Below are 16,180 nucleotides of genomic sequence, written 5' to 3'. Positions count from 1 at the left end.
GGCTTATCCGGGGAAGTTTTCAGGGGCCTTGGCGGCCGAGCGGGCCGTCTCGGCCGAGATCGTGCCGCGCCGTACCAGGTCGGACAGGCACTGGTCCAGCGTCTGCATGCCCACGTTGCTGCCTGTCTGGATGGCCGAATACATTTGCGCCACTTTTGCTTCGCGGATCAGGTTGCGCACGGCCGGCGTGGCCAGCATGATTTCATGCGCGGCCACGCGGCCCGCGCCATCCCTGGTTTTCAGCAGGTTCTGCGAAATGACGGCTTGCAAGGATTCGGACAGCATGGCGCGCACCATTTCCTTTTCCTCGGCGGGGAAGACGTCGATGATGCGGTCGATCGATTTCGCCGCCGACGAGGTGTGCAGGGTGCCGAATACGAGATGGCCCGTTTCGGCCGCCGTCAGCGCCAGGCGGATGGTTTCCAGGTCGCGCAATTCGCCCACTAAAATCACGTCCGGGTCTTCGCGCAAGGCCGAGCGCAGCGCGTTGCTGAACGAATGCGTGTGCGAACCCACTTCGCGCTGGTTGATCAGGCATTTCTTCGGTTCATGCACGAATTCGATCGGGTCTTCGATGGTCAAAATATGGTGGTTCAGGCGTTCGTTGACGTGGTTCACCATCGCCGCCAGGGTGGTCGACTTGCCGGAACCGGTCGGCCCCGTCACCAACACGAGGCCGCGTGGGCGCATGGCCAGTTCGCCGAAGATGCGCGGCGCGTTCAGGTCTTCCAGGGTCAGCACTTTTGACGGAATCGTGCGCAGCACGGCCGAGGCGCCCCTTTCCTGGTTGTAGGCGTTGACGCGGAAGCGGGCCAGGCCGGGAATCTCGAACGAGAAATCGCATTCCAGCGCTTCTTCATACGCCTTGCGCTGGCTGTCGTTCATGATGTCGTAGATCATGCTGTGCACTTCCTTGTGCTCGAGCGGGGGCACGTTCAGGCGGCGCACGTCGCCGTTGACCCGTATCATCGGCGGCAGGCCGGAAGACAGGTGCAGGTCGGAAGCCTTGTTGCTGACGGAGAAAGCGAGTAGTTCGGAGATGTCCATTTATAATCCCTGTGCCTGCATTGATGGGCTGGCGCACTGTGCCGCCGCCCCTATACACTAGAAAATGATTATGTCCACAATCGAACAGAACTTGCAAGCCGTGCGCGAGAGTATTGCGCAGGCCGCCGCTGACGCGCAGCGCGCCCCGGCCGACGTGACCCTGCTGGCCGTCTCGAAAACCTTCGGCGCGGACGCCGTGCTGGACGCCATGCGCGCGGGCCAGGCGGCGTTCGGCGAAAACTATCTGCAGGAAGCGCTCGACAAGATCGCCTTTGTGAAGGAAGCTGCGCCGCAGCACGTTCCGGCATGGCATTTCATCGGTCCCATCCAGAGCAACAAGACGCGCCCCATCGCCGAGCACTTCGACTGGGTGCACACGGTGGAACGGGAAAAGATCGCCGCGCGCCTGTCCGAGCAGCGCCCGGCCGGCTTGCCGGACCTGAATATCTGTCTGCAAGTCAATATCAGCGGCGAAGCGAGCAAGAGCGGCGTGACACCGGCCGAACTGCCGGCGCTGGCGCATGCCGTGGCGCAATTGCCCCGTTTGCGCTTGCGCGGCCTGATGGCCATCCCCGAGCCCGAAACGGAACTCACGCTTCAGCGCGCTGCCTTTGCGCAACTGCGCGCGCTGTACGAACAATTGAAGGCTCAAGGGCTGGCGCTCGACACCTTGTCGATGGGCATGTCGGCCGACTTGCGCGCCGCCGTGCTCGAGGGCGCCACCATCGTGCGCGTGGGCAGCGCCATTTTCGGTTCCCGCAACTATTCCTGATGAAGAGAGAACAAGCATGACGACAGAATTGAATATCGCCTTTGTAGGCGGCGGCAACATGGCCGCGGCCCTGATCGCCGGCCTGGCGGGTAAATTGACCCTGGGCGGCAACATCCACGTGATCGACCCGCATGCGCCGGCGCTGGAAAAACTGCAGGCGCAATTCGGCGTCACGACGGCCACTGCCGCTGGTGACGCGCTGCGCGGCGTGGATGTGATCGTGCTGGCCGTCAAACCGCAAAGCATGCGCGAGGTGGCGGCGCAATTGCTGCCCTTCCTCGACGGGGAGCGTGCGCCATTGATCCTGTCGATCGCGGCCGGCATCCGCGCGCAAGACCTGTCGCGCTGGCTCGGCGATTACCGGGCCATCGTGCGTTGCATGCCGAACACGCCTGCCCTGATCGGCATGGGCATCACGGGCATGGTGGCCAGCAGCGGCGTCAGCGAAGAACAAAAAAAGACGGCGGACGCCATCCTGCGCGCCGTCGGCCAGACGGTCTGGCTCGATGATGAAGCGAAGATCGACCCTGTCACGGCCGTGTCCGGCAGCGGTCCCGCCTACGTGTTTTACTTTATCGAAGCGATGCAGCAGGCGGCGGCCGAACTGGGTCTCACGCCCGAGCAGGGCACGCAACTGGCGATTGCCACGTTTACGGGGGCGGCGCAGCTGGCGGCGAACTCCAGCGAACCCGTGTCCTTGCTGCGCGAGAGGGTCACGTCGAAAGGCGGCACGACGTATGCGGCCCTCAGCAGCATGGAAGAGAGCGGTGTGAAAGCGGCCATCGTCAAGGGCATCAAGGCGGCCGCGCAGCGCGGGCGCGAGATGGGGGACGAGCTGGGCAAATAAACGCTACATCACCTTGACGGCGCGGCCGATATACAGGATCGGCCCTGTCGGCCTGCCTGTCGGCGAGCCCGTTTGCGGCTCCAGCGTGATTTCAAACAGTTGATCGGGCTGCAGCGGCGGCAGCTTATCCAGGGTCAACTTGAGGCTTTGCCCCGGCTTGACCAGGCCCAGCGAGACGGGCGCGCCCCAGTCCTTGCCCTTGGTCCAGAATTGCAGGGCTTTTTGCTGCGGCACGGCAGTCGGGCCCAGCGGGATCAGGCTCAGGTCGCGGTTCTTGCCGCCCCGTCCGCCCGCCTGCACGATCCAGCCCGGCGATTTATCCTGCGGCGCCACCAGCACCACCAGATAGCCGGGTCCGCTGGGCGCTTGCAATTGCGTAGTGACCAGCACGGCCAGCGCGGCCGTGGCCGCCAGGCCGCCACCGGCGAGTACTCGCCAGAAGGCCAGGCTATTCCACCACACTTGCCAGCCGCCCGCTTGCCGCACGGCTTTCGGCGTGAACAGGCTGGCGCTGATGCGCGGCCACAGCTGTGCTGAAGGTGCTTCGGGCGGCGCCAGCGTGGTCAAGGGCAGCAGACGCTGTTCCCAGGCATCGACGGCGTCGCGCAGGGCGGCGTCGCGCGGCAAACGCTGTTCCACTGCCGCCCGTTCGGCCAGCGCCAATGTTCCCAGCACGTATTCGCTGGCCAGCCTGTGCAATTCCTCGTCGCTGTTGATCATTGCATGCACTCCCGCAAGGCGGCCAGACCCCGCTTGACCCAGGCCTTGACGGTCCCCAGCGGCGCTTGCAGGCGCTGCGCGATTTCGCTATGGGAACAGCCATCGACGTAGGCGTACAGGATGCTATTGCGTTTGGGTTCGTCCAGGTGGCCGAGGCAATCGTGCAGCTTGCCCAGGTCCGCCTGGTCGGCATAGGCCTCGCCCGTATCATGGCTTTGGCGTTCGTGCAGCAGGGTTTCCACGGTATCCTCGTCGGCTGACAGTTCATGGGCGCGGGCACGCGCCACGTCCAGCGCCTGGTGCCGCACCACCACATAGATCCAGCCCTTGCCGCTGCCGCGCGTGGCGTCGAAACTGCCGGCGCGGCGCCAGATATTCAGGAAGGCGTCGTGCAGCACGTCTTCGGCCAAGGCCCGCTGGCGCACGATGCGCAGGGCCACGCCCAGCAGATAGCGGCTTTCCTGCTGGTACAGGCCATGCAATGCCTGCTGCTCGCCCCTGGCGCAGGCGCGCAGGGCGGCATCGTAATCGTAAGGGGCGGCGTGGGCTGGCAAGGTTGGGGCAATCGTCAAGGTTTAACGGTTAGCAAGTTTTCAAGGCCGAGTATAGGCCAGAAACCAGCTTGCCAACCGTCAATACGACCGTTTTAGGCGGCTTTCCAGAAGATATAGTCGGCCTGGTAGGGCACCCATTGCTTGGCGCCGATGGACTCCATGCCGCAGGGGCTGCTTGGCGCCACGCCGCCGCTGGTGGCCACGCGCTGGATGTAGCTGACGCCCTGCATTGCGCCGCTGCCCGTGGCCGGGTTGGCTTTCACCAGTTGATACGGGATGTTGCCGGCGCCGGCCGGCGCCACGGCCACTTGCGTCGCCGTCACTTTCGAGCCATCGAGGTTGGCCCAGGTGGCAGGAGGACCGACATACGTGCCGACCTGCATGCCGCCGCGGTCGTTCAGGGCCGCGTCCGGGCCCACGAAGACCCATTCATGGCCCGTCATGTCTTTCTTGGCCTTGCATTCGTAGGCGATCTTGCCCACGCCCACCGTCTGCATGGCAACCTGGTGGCCATCGGGCACTTTCACGGCGTTGGGCAATTGTTCCTGCGAATAGCGCGCGCTCATGGGGGCGCAGGCGGCCATCAGCAGGGCGGCGCACAGCACGGTGAGGGAAGGGGCGGTATGGCGTGGGGCGATGGTGGCAAGCATGGCAAACTCCTGGTAGTTGGCTCAACCGGCTGGTTGATACCATTACTACGCAGGGGTTTGCTATTTGGATGCAGCCAGGAAAAAAATAATTTATTCCGGCGTTTCTTTCTTGCTGAAACGCTGCGCCAGCGCCAGCACGACGGGCATGGCGGTGGTCGCGTGCTTGAGCAGCGCGCCGCTGGCCCGCATCAGCGGCAGGAAACGGCGCGGTCGCACGAGCAGCAGGCCCAGCACGGCGCCGCCCACCATCAGGGGAATTTTGAAGCGCGTGGCCAGGGTGTGGCGCAGATTGCCGCCCGTCAAAGGTTCCAGCAATTGCCGCGTTTGCACGCCGAGGGCCAGGCGCTGCAGCGCGCATTCGGCCAGCAGCGCATCGCGCCGCTGCGCCAGGCTGGCGGCCGTGTGGACATGCGACAACTTGGTGGGATGCGTGGTCATGGCCGCTCCGATCCCCGGCGGGCCAGCAGTTGCAGCTCGTCCAGGTCTTTGTTCAGTTCGGAAAGTGTGAAGGACAGCAGTTTCGGCTTGCTGCGGAAACTGGCGCGCACACCGAGCAGTGTAGCGATGGCGGCAACGATGAAGACGGCGGCCGTGATGGCGATGGCGGCGATGCGGTGCGTGTCCCAAAATAATACGATGACGAGGAGCACGATCAATACCAGGCCGACGAACAGGCACAGCAGTGCCAGCATGGCCAGGGCCAGATAGGACAGGAAGCGCAGCGACTCTTCTTCCATTTCCACTGCCGCCAGGGCCAGACGGGTCTGGACGATGGCGGCGAGGGTCGCTGCGACTTGGGCGACATGGTGCACGATAGCCATATGCTGCCTTTCGCGTCAGGAGACGGCCTATGCCGTCGGTGCTAACTAGCGGCGTGACGAGGAAAGCAGCAGGCCGAACAGCACGCCCACGACGGCGCCCGCGCCCACGGCTTTCCACGGATTGTCCTGCACGTACTCGTCAGTGGCCTTGGCCGCCTTCTTGGTCCGTTCGAGCAAGTCTTCTTCCAGCTTGATCAAGTCTTTCTTGGCCGTTTCCAGGGTGGCGATGAACTTGTCCTTGACGGCTTTGACATTCTCGCCCGTCTGATCCTTTGCGCCGTCGAGCCAGCCTTCCGCTTCATTGATGACGGTTTTCAGGTCGCCGACCAGTTTGTCGCGCGCCTTGTCGGCGTCGGCGAGGATGCTGTCGCTGCTGGATTTTCCGGTATGTATCGAGCTCATGTATTACCTCATGGAAGTGAAACTGCACAGTGAAATACCAGTGTAGGCAGCTGCGGCCAGGCTTGTCTTGCGCCGCCTCAAGGGCTACCGCGGCGCAAGGGGTATTGCTTAACGGAAAGCAAAGTCCAGTACCACGCCCGCAAACACCGCTGCTCCTAGCCAGTTATTATGCCGGAATGCCGCAAAACACGGCATACGCTCGCGTGCGCGGATCAGGGTGTAGTGGTAAACGGCGCAGCCGGCCGCAACTACCAGGCCGGCGACGAACCAATAACGCAAGCCCAGGTACCAGCCGCAGCCCAGCCACAGCAGCAGGAAAACGGCATAGCAAAACATGACGATGGCCACGTCGTAGCGGCCGAAGGTGATGGCCGACGTCTTGATGCCGATTTTTAAATCGTCGTCGCGGTCGACCATCGCGTATTCCGTATCGTAGGCCACGGCCCAGAAAACATTACCGAGCAGCAGCAGCCAGGCGACGACGGGCACGGAATCCGTGATGGCGGCAAAGCCCATGGGAATGCCGAAACCGAAGGCGATACCGAGATACGCTTGCGGAATGGCAAAGAAGCGCTTGAAGTAGGGATAGGTGCCGGCGATGATGACGGCGGCCACGGACAGTTGCTTGGTCAGCGCATTCAAGGGCAGGATCAGGCAAAAGGCCAGCACGGTCAGCACGCCGGCCACGGCCAGCGCTTCCTTGCCGCTGATGCGTCCGCTGGTGATGGGGCGCTCCGCCGTACGCTTGACGAATTTGTCGATATCCTGGTCGGCGTAGTCGTTGATGGCGCAGCCTGCCGAACGCATCAGGAAAGTGCCGAGAATAAAGATGAGCAGCAGCCGCCAGTCCGGCACGCCCTGCTGCGCCAGCCACAGCGCGCACAGGGTAGGCCACAGCAGCAATACGGTACCGATAGGCTTGTCCAGCCGTATCAGGCGGAAATACAGCGCCAGCTTGTTCATGGAAGACTCGATCTTGTTGAGAGAAAGGTCGATTATCGCAAATAGTATGTAAATGTACTATTCGTCGTCTTCGCACAAGGGGGTAATGCCAGGCAAGTTGCAGCTGGCGATGGCCGCGCACAGGGCGTCGATGGCGGCCTTGCGCGTAAAACTCTTGCGCCACAGCATCACCACCCGGCGCGATGGCACGGGTTCCGCGAACGGCCGGTATTCGAGCATGCCGTCTGTGGCGTGCATATTGGCGACGGAGGCGCGCGGCAAGACCGTCAGGCCGATGCCGCTGGCCACCATGTGGCGGATGGTTTCCAGTGAAGAACCTTCGAACGTGCGCTGCATGCCGTTGCCGGGCGATGAAAAACGCGCCATTTCGGGGCACACTTCCAGCACCTGGTCGCGGAAGCAGTGGCCATTGCCCAGCAGTAGCATGGTTTCCGATTTCAAATCCTGCGCGGCGATTTTGTCACGCGCCGTCCACGGATGCTGGCGCGGCATGGCGACGACGAAGGGCTCGTCATACAGTTCCTGCATCGCCATGCCGTGGTCGGGCAGGGGCAGGGCCATGATGGCCACGTCCAGTTCGCCCTGGCGCAGCAATTCGAGCAAGCGAACCGTGAAGTTTTCCTGCAAGATCAAAGGCATCTGCGGTACCTGGTCTATCATGGCCTTGACCAGGGGCGGCAGCAGGTAGGGGCCGATCGTGTAGATCACGCCCAGGCGCAGGGGGCCGGCCAGTGGATCCTTGTTTTGCTTGGCGAGTTCCTTGATGGCGGCCGTCTGTTCCAGCACACGCTCGGCTTGCGCAATGATTTGGGCGCCCAGCGGCGTGACGGAGATTTCCGCGCCGCCCCGTTCGAACAGGACGACGCCCAATTCGTCTTCGAGTTTCTTGATGGCCACTGACAGGGTGGGCTGGGCAACGAAACAAGCTTCGGCGGCATGGCCGAAGTGCTTCGCTCGCGCGACTGCAACGATATATTTCAGTTCAGTCAGTGTCATAGGTTGATTGAAACACAGGAAGTACTTACTTGCAATGAATGAAAGGTGGCGCAAACGTGAAACTGTGGCGCCGATGGCGTATTGTAGCGGATCGCCCCCTATAATGCGGGACCGGGCGGCGGAGGGAGAGGGCGATGGAACTGCGGATGCAGACGCTGGAAGCGGCGATCAATTACTGGCGTGCCAGGCAACCGGCGCGCGGCAATGAATATGCGCTGTCGCCGCCCGTCAGCCGCCTGGCCGGCGTGTATGCGCTGATGATTTACAACCGACAAGATCGCATCGCCGAAGAGGACCTGGACCCGGCGATTCTGGCCTTGATCGATGCCTGGCGCCGCGATGCCGGCGGCATCCAAAGCGATAGCCACGCCTGAGCGTGACCATAATTAACCCAACAAGAGATATCCATGCCTGACTTTGAAAACAAACTGTGCGGCCGTGACGAACTGCGCGCCCGCGCTGCGGCCCTGCCGAAACCGGTGGTGGTGACGAACGGCGTGTTCGACATTTTGCACCGCGGCCACGTTACGTATCTGGCGCAGGCGCGCGCGCTGGGCGCTTCGCTGATCGTTGCCGTGAATACTGATGCTTCAGTGAAACGTCTGGGCAAAGGCGACGACCGTCCCCTGAACAACTGCGAAGACCGCATGGCCGTGCTGGCCGCGCTGGAAGCGGTGAGCCTGGTCGTGCCATTCTCGGAAGACAGCGCGCTGGAAGTGGTGCAGGACATTCAACCGGAAATCTATGCCAAGGGTGGCGACTACGACATGGCGGCCATTCCGGAAGGCAAGGCCGTGCTCGCGTATGGCGGCCAGGCCGTGGCCATCGATTTCGAGCATGACCGCTCGACCACCAAGCTGTTGACGAAAGTGCGGACGCAGCAGGGCTGAGGAAGCTCGTCAATGTTTCCATACAGATAAAAAGACGTTACTATGAGAACTGCCAGGGCTGCGACTTCGTTTCGACCGCCCCAGCACGTTACACCGTCTGATATGCATTGCTTGTCATAGAAAATAAATGGATCATAAAACTTCTGGGGATTGGCCACTGCCCTCCGGCGCCTGGTACGTCGATGACGACGGCGCGTGGAGCATGCAGCGCAGCGCGGACGGCCAGAACGTCTCGCCCTTGGTGAGCCATGCCGATATTGGCAAGCTGATGCTGGCGCGGCGCCTGCCCGCAGCCGCCGACGCGCCCGTGCGCCAGTTTCCGCCCGAATTCTCGTTCGACCCCGTTTCTGGCGCGGCCTTGCAAGTGCCGCCCGACACCTCAATTACCCCGCCGTGGGTGCCGCCCTATGGCGCACACCCCGTCAGCGACGTGCCGCCGGCTGGCCCGGCCGGCTTGCGCCAGGCCAGCGTGCCCCTGAAACTGGCCGACCAGCGCGTCCGCGAAGAGCATGCGCAGGCCGATGCCTCGCTGCCCATGCCGCCGCCCGGCGAATATGAATTCTTTTCCGCCCAGTTCGGCACCAGCGCGCCCGCGCTGCTGGCGCTCGACCCGCGCAAGGCCGTCTTGCACGCGTGGCTGCCCGCTTCGAAACGCTGGCTGGCGCTGGACCCCGATTATGGCAGCCTGCTGGCCGAATCGGACCTGGCCCACGGCGCCTGGCGCGCCGAGCTGGTGCCGGAATTCAATAGCGTGCTGGTCTTGCCGACCAGCCATGGCCTCGCCTGCATCCGCCCCGACGTGCCATCGCTGACCTATGTGGTCGAGCACGTGGGCGGCGCGCCGTGCATCGCCAGCCCCGTCTGGTTCCAGAACCGGCTGTGGGCACCGCTGCGCGACGACGATGGCCGCATCCGCTTCGTCAACCTTGACGCGCAACAAAAGCCGGGCAGCGACGTGCTGCTCGACGGCATGGTCGACCTGGGTACCGTCAGCGCGCCCGTCGCCTACAACCGCATGGCCGTGTGGCCGTGCGCCAACGGCCAGCTGCGCTTGCAGCTGCAGCCGGACGGCAACGTGGCCGCGTCGTTTACGCCCTGGCCCGAAGGGCTGGTGCCGCATTTCGAATTCGGCAGCCCGTACGTGTCGCGCGACGGCGGCCTGTGGCAGCTGTGCTTCGAGCGCAGCCGCGGCACCTATGTCTACGTGAAACTGGGCGCGCAGGCCGAACGGGCCGACGCGCTGGCACCGCGCCTGTGTTCGGGCAGCTTCAATTACCGCTTCGCCACCAAGCTGAAAACGGCGCCGTGGGAAGAGCCGGAACACGGCGACGATGGCGGCAAGAACCAGGCCGTCATGCCGCTGCTGGAATCGAGCGTTGGCAACAGCGTTTTTGGCGTCAAGTTTGCCACCAGTGCCGGCCTGTCGAGCGTGCTGCGCTCGAACGAGCGCCTGGCGGCCCAGCTGGTGCAGGACGACGAGTTGCGCGAAACCGTGTTTCACACGTTCGCCGTCAGCGAGCCGTGGCGTGTGCGCCTGTTTGTCCATGAAGGCATGCTGTGGGCGTATCACCCGCTGCTGTCGCGCATCGATGGCTGGGCCTTGCAGGCATGAAGGCGCGCGTCCTGATCGCGGCCTGCGCCGCTTTTTTCGCCACCGCCAGCGTGCAGGCGGCCGGCATCCAGCAAGCGTTTCTTGTACAAAACTCGGGCTGGATGGAGCCGTTCTACACGGATGAACAGTCGCAGCTGAAAGCCCTCGTGGGCGCCGTGGCGCAGGCCGCCACGAACCCGTCCGATAAAGTTTATACGCTGGCCTTCAGCCAGAGCAGCGGCAGCAATGTGTCGCCCGCACTGATCGGGCAAGGGCAGGGCGGCGCCGGCGTGGCGGGCCAGCTGGCCAATCTTGGCCTGGCGCGCAAGAGCGCCGGCGGCGCGCTGGCCGACACGGACTTCCAGGAAGCCGTCACCAAGACCATCACGGGACCGTTCCAGTCCGCCTCCGGCATCGTGTGGATTTTTACGAATAACAAGAACAGCCCGAACAACGACAGCCAGACGGCCGAGCGCAACCGCGACTTTTACCGCCTGCTGCATCTGGAACCGTCGATCACCAAGACGGTGGTGTTTCCCCTGCGCATGCCCGTGCAGGGCAAGCTGTACAGCGCCAAGGGCTTGATGGTGTATGCGCTCGCGTATGGCCAGCCCGCGTCCGAGGCGCTGAACCGCATCCTGGCCGAAGGGCGCTTGTCGCAAGTGCTGACGCGCCCGCCCGCGCGCTTGAAACCGGTGGATCAGGATGCCGTGCGCATCGTGCCCCAGTCCGTCAAGAACAGCGCCAATGTGCACGCCAGCCTGGGCCGCGACGGGCGCACCATCGTGCTCGACGTCGACGCGGCGAACCTGGTGCCGCAAGTGGTGCTGCAGGCGTCGCTGCAAAACATGTTTTTCCCATACGTAATCGACAGCGCCAAGGTGCACGCCAGCCTGGCCGGCCAGAATGCACCGTTGCACGTTGCGCCGGATCAAATCCGCCAGCTGCAGCCGGGCGCCAGCCAGTCCGTGCAGGTACAGTTCGCGCTGCCGATGGCGCAGATCCCGTCGCCGTGGTCGGCGCAGGCGATCGCCGCCATGGGCAAGCAGGTGATGCTGCCCATGCAGGCGCAAGTGGGCCTGTCGGAACAGCGGCTGGCGCTGGCGTCCAGCTTTGGCAAGGATTTGCAGGAACTGTTCCCTGGCGACCCGATCTCGGATATGTTTACGCCGCCCGACAGCGTGCGCGCCTCGCAGGCAACGATACCGCTGCTGGTGCGCATACAGTATCCGCTGCTGCCCGTGCTGGTAATACTGGGCGGCGTCCTCGCGCTTGTGCTGGGCTTGCTGGCGCTGGGTTTGCTTGGCACGCGCGCCACGCGCTACAAGGTGATGGCCGATGGCGTGCAGCGGCAAGTGCTGTTGAAACCTTTCAAGAGCGTGCAGATCCGCGATGATGACGGCCGAGATATCGGCGAACTCAAGCGGGGCCTGGGCAAGCCGGCCGTTGTGCGCGTGGCCGAGGGCCATACCCTGAACCTGGCCTGAACACAGATTCCTTTTTAATTAGTCAAATCCACCAGAGGCATACCATGGCGCAAGACACTCCCAAAGACAACGCAGGTTTTACTTTGCCAGTTCCGGCGTCCGCGCCGCCTGCCGCCGACGCACCGGCTGCCGGCGCTGCCGCCACCACGGCCACCATCGAGCCGGCGCCCGCGCTCGATCCTGCCAGCACGACCGATACCTCGTCGCGCGACACCCTGATCGGCGGCGTCGTGCTGTTGCTGCTGTTCATCGCCTTTTTCTTTGCCAAGAATGCCTATGCGAATGGCCTCGTGGCCAAGCGCGTACCGCCGAACAAGGCCAATGCCTCGGGCTGGTGGTTGTTCATCTTCCTGGCCAGCCTGGCGACCGGTGTCGTGCTGGCCGCCGTGAACGCGCATAAATTCCTCGCGCCACTGTTCATGGGACCGCTGGTGCTGGTGGGCCTGGTTGCGTTACTGTTGACCTTTACTTCCAGCCGCCGCTAAGCACGCCGTAACACGTTTTATCCAAGGAATCACATGGCAGAGAACCTGAACCAAACCATCACCGGCGGCGCCAGCGAGCGCAAGCAGGACAAGATCATCGAACTGCGGCCGACCCTGTTCATCGGTATCGGCGGCACGGGCATGCAGGTGCTGATGCGCGTGCGCCGGCGCATCCTCAACACCCTGTGGGGCGGCGCGGGCAACCGCACGCGCATCGAGGGCTTGGCCGACTTTCCCATCGCGCAATTCATCCATTTCGACCTCGACAATGGCGCCGTGATCGAAAGCGGCGAATCGCAGGCGAAGGACTTGCAGTTCGACCAGGTGAAGTTCACGGACGATGACAAGGTGGTCGAATCGTTCGACATGGACAAGTACAGCCGTGATGAAGATTCCTTGGAAAAATATCCGCACATCAAGGAATGGCTGCCGCTGACGCCGCAGCGCATCCGCGAATTGCGTTTCGACATGAGCAGCGGTGCCGGCCAGATCCGTGCCGTGTCGCGCCTGTATTTCTTCGACAAGTACGCGAAGATCCGCGACAAGATCCGCTTGAAGTTGAAAGCGCTGAAGGCGGGCCTGTCGCACGAGCGCCAGCTGGCCGAACTGGGCTTGCGCATGGAAACGAACCGTTTCCGTATCGTCATCGTTGGTTCCGTGGCGGGCGGCACGGGTTCCGGCTCCTTCCTCGACATGGGCTTGCTGGCGCGCTGGCTGGCGCGCAGCGAAGTGGGCGCGGCCGACGTCGAGCTGATGCTGTTCTTGCCGACCGGCTACACCAAGGCCAACAAGGACCGGGTCGAGGCCAACGGCTACGCGGCGCTGATGGAACTGGAATCGGCCATGATGGGCAACAAGGGCTATGTTGGCCGCTGGGATGCGTACGACCGCCCGGAACTGACGCGCGAGCCGTACAGCGAGGTCTACCTGATCGACTCGGGCAACCTGGCGCAGCAGCACACCAAGGATGTCAGCGACGTCTACCACATGGTGGCCGATTCGCTGTTCGAGGATTTCGCCTCGGCCGACTTCGCGCGCGCCAAGCGCTCGATCGCCGTCAACCAGGCGCAGCACAAGAACTCGCTGTACAACGCGCCCGTGCCGCAAGACCGTTTCGGCGACATGCGGCTGTATTTCTCGAAGCGCTTTTCCTCGTTCGGCATGGCCGTACTCGATACGCGCCAGGAAGCGGCGCGCGACGAGCGGGCCCACCGCTGGGCCGGCGCCATGCTGCAAGCGTTCTTTGGCGTGGGCGGCACGGATGCGGGCGCCAACCGGGCCACGGATACGCAGCGCGATAACTTCCTCGCTGCCAATATGTTCCTGAAGGGCACGCCGTTCAGCGATTTCCCCGAGTTTTCCGACAAGAGCATCGAACTGAAGCGCTCCAGCGGCGACTTCATCGATTTCCGCGTCGTCGATGAATTGCTGGAAGACCGCCACGGCCACTTGCTGGCTGGCGTGGAAAACCGGGTCAACACGCGCATCAACGATATCCGCACGGGTTTCGACCGCAGCGAATGGCCGGCGCAGGTACGCGATGCCATGAAGCACCTGGAACGCGACGCCGTGCGCGACCAAGATTCCACGGCCGACACGACGGAAGACCGCATCAGCAAGCGCCGCCGCGAAGTGCTCGACGACGTCAAGAAAGTCGTGCGCGACCAGCTGTATGGCTACCTTGATAACAAGGAATTCGGCGGCCTCGAATACGTGCTGTCGCTGGTGGAACAGATCAAGGACCGCATCGAGGCGCCGGGCAGCGGACTGACGGCGCAGATCGGCAACAATGCCGAGCGCTACCGCGAAATCAAGGAAGCCGTGCGTTCGCGCGAATACGAGCGCCTGCTGAACAACCTGGAGCAGACGCGCAGCACCTTCGGATTCCTCAGCAACGGCGAAAAGCAGGCCGGCGTGGTGATGGATCACTTGCGCACGGAAATGGCGAATGCGCTGAAATTCCATCTGCGCGCCAAGGCGGCGGACGAGTCCGTCATTCTGCTGGGCGAACTGTCGCGCTGGCTGGGCAACCGGGTCGGCGTCGACGCGCAAGGCCGCGCGCAGTGGAATGGCCTGGTGGGCGAGCTGCAAACGGGCCGCGAAGGCGTGCTGGCCATGCTGGCGGAACTCAAAACGGCGAATACGATTCTGCAAAAGGACCTGGACAAGGAGCACGCGACCCTGATCGTCATTCCCGTCACGGAAAAAGACATCGCGCTGCCGTCGGCGGCCACCTTGCGCCAGTGGGCCGATGAAGCGTTCAAGGACATGGGCGGCTCGAAAGCGCTGTTCCCCATGCTGGGCGAACCGGCGCAACGGGGCTTGATCCTGGCCAAAGTCACGCGTATGGCCGAGAACATGATTGCCACGACGAGCCTGGTGGAAGGCGCGACAAGCACGCCCGACCCCCTGTTCGAGGCGCTGGAACAGATGGATGTGTCCGAACGCCTGGACCGCTTCCGCAAGCTGCTGGCCTGCTCGATGCCGTGGATCGACGCCAACATGGCGGGCGACTTCACGGTCGTGTCGGACCAGTTCAAGTGCGTGATCGGCGTGGCCAACGCGGCCGCCTTCAAGACGAAGTTCGGCGCCGAGCTCGAGTCGTGCGTGCCGACCCAGGTGGGCATCACGGTGAGCCAGCTGGAAATCGTCGAAACCGGCATCCGCGGGCGCGCCGTCTGCTATTGCGAACTGGCCGGCGTGCCGATGACGGTGCTGCGCGGCCTGGAAGGCTGGCGCACCAGTTACCGCAAGGAAGGCGACAACGACAAGGCGCCGACCCACACGCACATCGATCCGACGCAATTCACGCACCCGATCGCACCGAACACGGACGAGATGAAGCGCCTGGCGGAAGACTTCGGCGAATTCCTGCAAGCGATCATGCTGGGCGTGCTGACGCGCCACACGGGCCGGGTCGTGCCGCCTGGCCAGTACCAGTTTGCCGTCGAACCGGGCGACTTGCGCCGCATCGGCAACGAGCGGGCCATCCGCCAGAACGGCATGCCTGCTTCGTACGAGAAAAATATCGCCCTGCGCATCGAAGAAAAATTGACGGCGCTTGATGCCGTGCAGACGGCCGCCATGGCGGCGCTGGCAAAATACTATGAACGCACCGTGTATGCGCCCAAGCTGGTGGCGCAGGCCGATGGTTCGCAACTGCCGTACGTCGGTTTTGGCAGCGCCATTTCCGCCGAAGTGGGCGCGCGCCTGCGCGAATCGGCGCGCCGCAAGGGCATGGCCAGCGATGAGCTCGACCGCACGGTGCAAACCCTGCTGGGCCGCCTGAAGGAGTGGGCGAACGTCATCGGCGACTCCGACAGCGATGCTTACGACTGGGAAGTGCGCGAGCCGGAAGCGGACGGTCAGCCACGCCTGAAATACGCAATCAAGGCGGAAATGCTGGAAGCGGGGCGCCTCGAACAATTGCTGCGCCCGGCCGGCGCGGCCGCTGCTCCGGCGGCAGCCGTGTTCGGCATGGCGCCGCCACCGCTGGGCGGCATGCCCCCGCCGCTGGTGGAATACCAGTATTTCCTGGGTATTAATGGCCAGCAGCAGGGACCGTTCACGGCCCAGCAGATCGTGCAATACGTGCAGGCAGGACAGGTAGCACCAGGCACCACCAAGGTGTGGCGCGCGGGCTTGCCGGCCTGGGCCGACCTGGCCCAGTTCCCCGAACTGGCGCCCTTGTTCCTCAGCGCGCCGCCACCGTTGATGCCGCCGCCACTGTGAACGCTGGAATGACGTTGGAATGAAGGATTAGTTTTGGATATCTGTAACAAATGCAAGACGGGTCTGTGGACCGTTGTCAGCCATTGCCCGTACTGCGGTCATGCGGTGGCGGGCGCGGCCAAGCCAGCCGCGGCCGTGCCGCCGCCGCTGCCTGTGCCTCCGCCAGTAGCGCCCAAGCCGCCGCCCGTGCCGGTGGCGCCGACGCCTGCGCCCGCACCGAAAG

Annotated in this window: 17 protein-coding genes; 8 read left to right on the top strand and 9 right to left on the bottom strand. The window is 63.7% G+C overall.

Annotated elements, in window-relative coordinates; all coding sequences use genetic code 11:
• Positions 1-3: 3 nt before the first annotated feature.
• On the bottom strand, positions 4-1,047 hold the full coding sequence (locus KO538_RS24825; protein ID WP_034749074.1) for a type IV pilus twitching motility protein PilT: 1,044 nt from the start codon (positions 1,045-1,047) through the stop codon (positions 4-6).
• Between the two features lie 70 nt (positions 1,048-1,117).
• Between KO538_RS24825 and KO538_RS24820 the strand changes: the two genes are divergently transcribed.
• Together KO538_RS24820 and proC are read left to right on the top strand one after the other, a co-directional pair.
• Complete coding sequence (locus KO538_RS24820; protein WP_219329981.1) at positions 1,118-1,819, top strand: YggS family pyridoxal phosphate-dependent enzyme; 702 nt, start codon at positions 1,118-1,120, stop codon at positions 1,817-1,819.
• A gap of 16 nt (positions 1,820-1,835) precedes the next feature.
• The gene (gene proC / locus KO538_RS24815) at positions 1,836-2,666 is read left to right on the top strand and encodes a pyrroline-5-carboxylate reductase (protein ID WP_219329980.1); all 831 of its coding nucleotides are present in this window, start codon (positions 1,836-1,838) and stop codon (positions 2,664-2,666) included.
• Positions 2,667-2,669: 3 nt separating this feature from the next.
• On the opposite strand, the gene KO538_RS24810 is transcribed toward proC, so the two are convergent.
• The 8 genes from KO538_RS24810 to KO538_RS24775 form a co-directional block, all read right to left on the bottom strand.
• Positions 2,670-3,386: an anti-sigma factor domain-containing protein gene (locus KO538_RS24810; RefSeq protein WP_219329979.1), complete on the bottom strand. Its 717-nt coding sequence runs from the start codon at positions 3,384-3,386 to the stop codon at positions 2,670-2,672.
• On the bottom strand, positions 3,383-3,952 hold the full coding sequence (locus tag KO538_RS24805) for a sigma-70 family RNA polymerase sigma factor (RefSeq protein ID WP_374106884.1): 570 nt from the start codon (positions 3,950-3,952) through the stop codon (positions 3,383-3,385). The genes KO538_RS24810 and KO538_RS24805 overlap by 4 nt, the downstream gene beginning before the upstream one ends.
• Positions 3,953-4,032: 80 nt before the next feature.
• On the bottom strand, positions 4,033-4,590 hold the full coding sequence (locus KO538_RS24800; protein ID WP_219329978.1) for a DUF3455 domain-containing protein: 558 nt from the start codon (positions 4,588-4,590) through the stop codon (positions 4,033-4,035).
• A 90-nt stretch (positions 4,591-4,680) separates the two neighbouring features.
• Positions 4,681-5,028, bottom strand: a complete 348-nt coding sequence (locus KO538_RS24795) for a hypothetical protein (protein WP_034749053.1) — start codon at positions 5,026-5,028, stop codon at positions 4,681-4,683.
• Positions 5,025-5,411, bottom strand: coding sequence for a phage holin family protein (locus tag KO538_RS24790; protein WP_034749050.1), 387 nt, complete (start codon positions 5,409-5,411; stop codon positions 5,025-5,027). The genes KO538_RS24795 and KO538_RS24790 overlap by 4 nt, the downstream gene beginning before the upstream one ends.
• Positions 5,412-5,456: 45 nt before the next feature.
• Positions 5,457-5,813 (bottom strand): DUF883 family protein, encoded by a 357-nt coding sequence (locus KO538_RS24785; protein ID WP_046683402.1) that lies wholly within the window; start codon positions 5,811-5,813, stop codon positions 5,457-5,459.
• Positions 5,814-5,921: 108 nt separating this feature from the next.
• On the bottom strand, positions 5,922-6,776 hold the full coding sequence (ubiA, locus tag KO538_RS24780; protein WP_034749047.1) for a 4-hydroxybenzoate octaprenyltransferase: 855 nt from the start codon (positions 6,774-6,776) through the stop codon (positions 5,922-5,924).
• Positions 6,777-6,833: 57 nt separating this feature from the next.
• Complete coding sequence (locus KO538_RS24775) at positions 6,834-7,772, bottom strand: hydrogen peroxide-inducible genes activator (RefSeq protein WP_046683400.1); 939 nt, start codon at positions 7,770-7,772, stop codon at positions 6,834-6,836.
• A 134-nt stretch (positions 7,773-7,906) separates the two neighbouring features.
• On the opposite strand from KO538_RS24775, the gene KO538_RS24770 reads away from it, so the two are divergent.
• From KO538_RS24770 to KO538_RS24745, 6 genes are all read left to right on the top strand, one after another.
• Positions 7,907-8,146 (top strand): DUF3717 domain-containing protein, encoded by a 240-nt coding sequence (locus KO538_RS24770; protein ID WP_219329977.1) that lies wholly within the window; start codon positions 7,907-7,909, stop codon positions 8,144-8,146.
• A gap of 33 nt (positions 8,147-8,179) precedes the next feature.
• A complete protein-coding gene (rfaE2, locus tag KO538_RS24765) occupies positions 8,180-8,662 on the top strand; it encodes a D-glycero-beta-D-manno-heptose 1-phosphate adenylyltransferase (protein WP_219329976.1) in 483 nt (160 codons plus the stop codon).
• 127 nt (positions 8,663-8,789) lie between these two features.
• Positions 8,790-10,274: a hypothetical protein gene (locus tag KO538_RS24760; RefSeq protein ID WP_219329975.1), complete on the top strand. Its 1,485-nt coding sequence runs from the start codon at positions 8,790-8,792 to the stop codon at positions 10,272-10,274.
• Positions 10,271-11,740 carry a hypothetical protein gene (locus KO538_RS24755; protein WP_072456848.1) on the top strand — a complete coding sequence of 490 codons (1,470 nt, stop codon included), beginning with the start codon at positions 10,271-10,273 and terminating at the stop codon, positions 11,738-11,740. The genes KO538_RS24760 and KO538_RS24755 overlap by 4 nt, the downstream gene beginning before the upstream one ends.
• Positions 11,741-11,784: 44 nt before the next feature.
• Entirely contained in the window at positions 11,785-12,225 is a 441-nt protein-coding gene (locus tag KO538_RS24750) for a hypothetical protein (RefSeq protein WP_070305732.1), read from the top strand.
• Positions 12,226-12,258: 33 nt separating this feature from the next.
• Complete coding sequence (locus tag KO538_RS24745) at positions 12,259-15,957, top strand: tubulin-like doman-containing protein (RefSeq protein ID WP_219329974.1); 3,699 nt, start codon at positions 12,259-12,261, stop codon at positions 15,955-15,957.
• Positions 15,958-16,180: the final 223 nt, after the last annotated feature.

Source organism: Janthinobacterium sp. NKUCC08_JDC (assembly GCF_019345575.1).
Lineage (GTDB): Bacteria > Pseudomonadota > Gammaproteobacteria > Burkholderiales > Burkholderiaceae_D > Janthinobacterium > Janthinobacterium aestuarii.
Note: the sequence above shows the minus strand (reverse complement) of the source record. Positions and strands in the feature narration are given on the sequence as shown.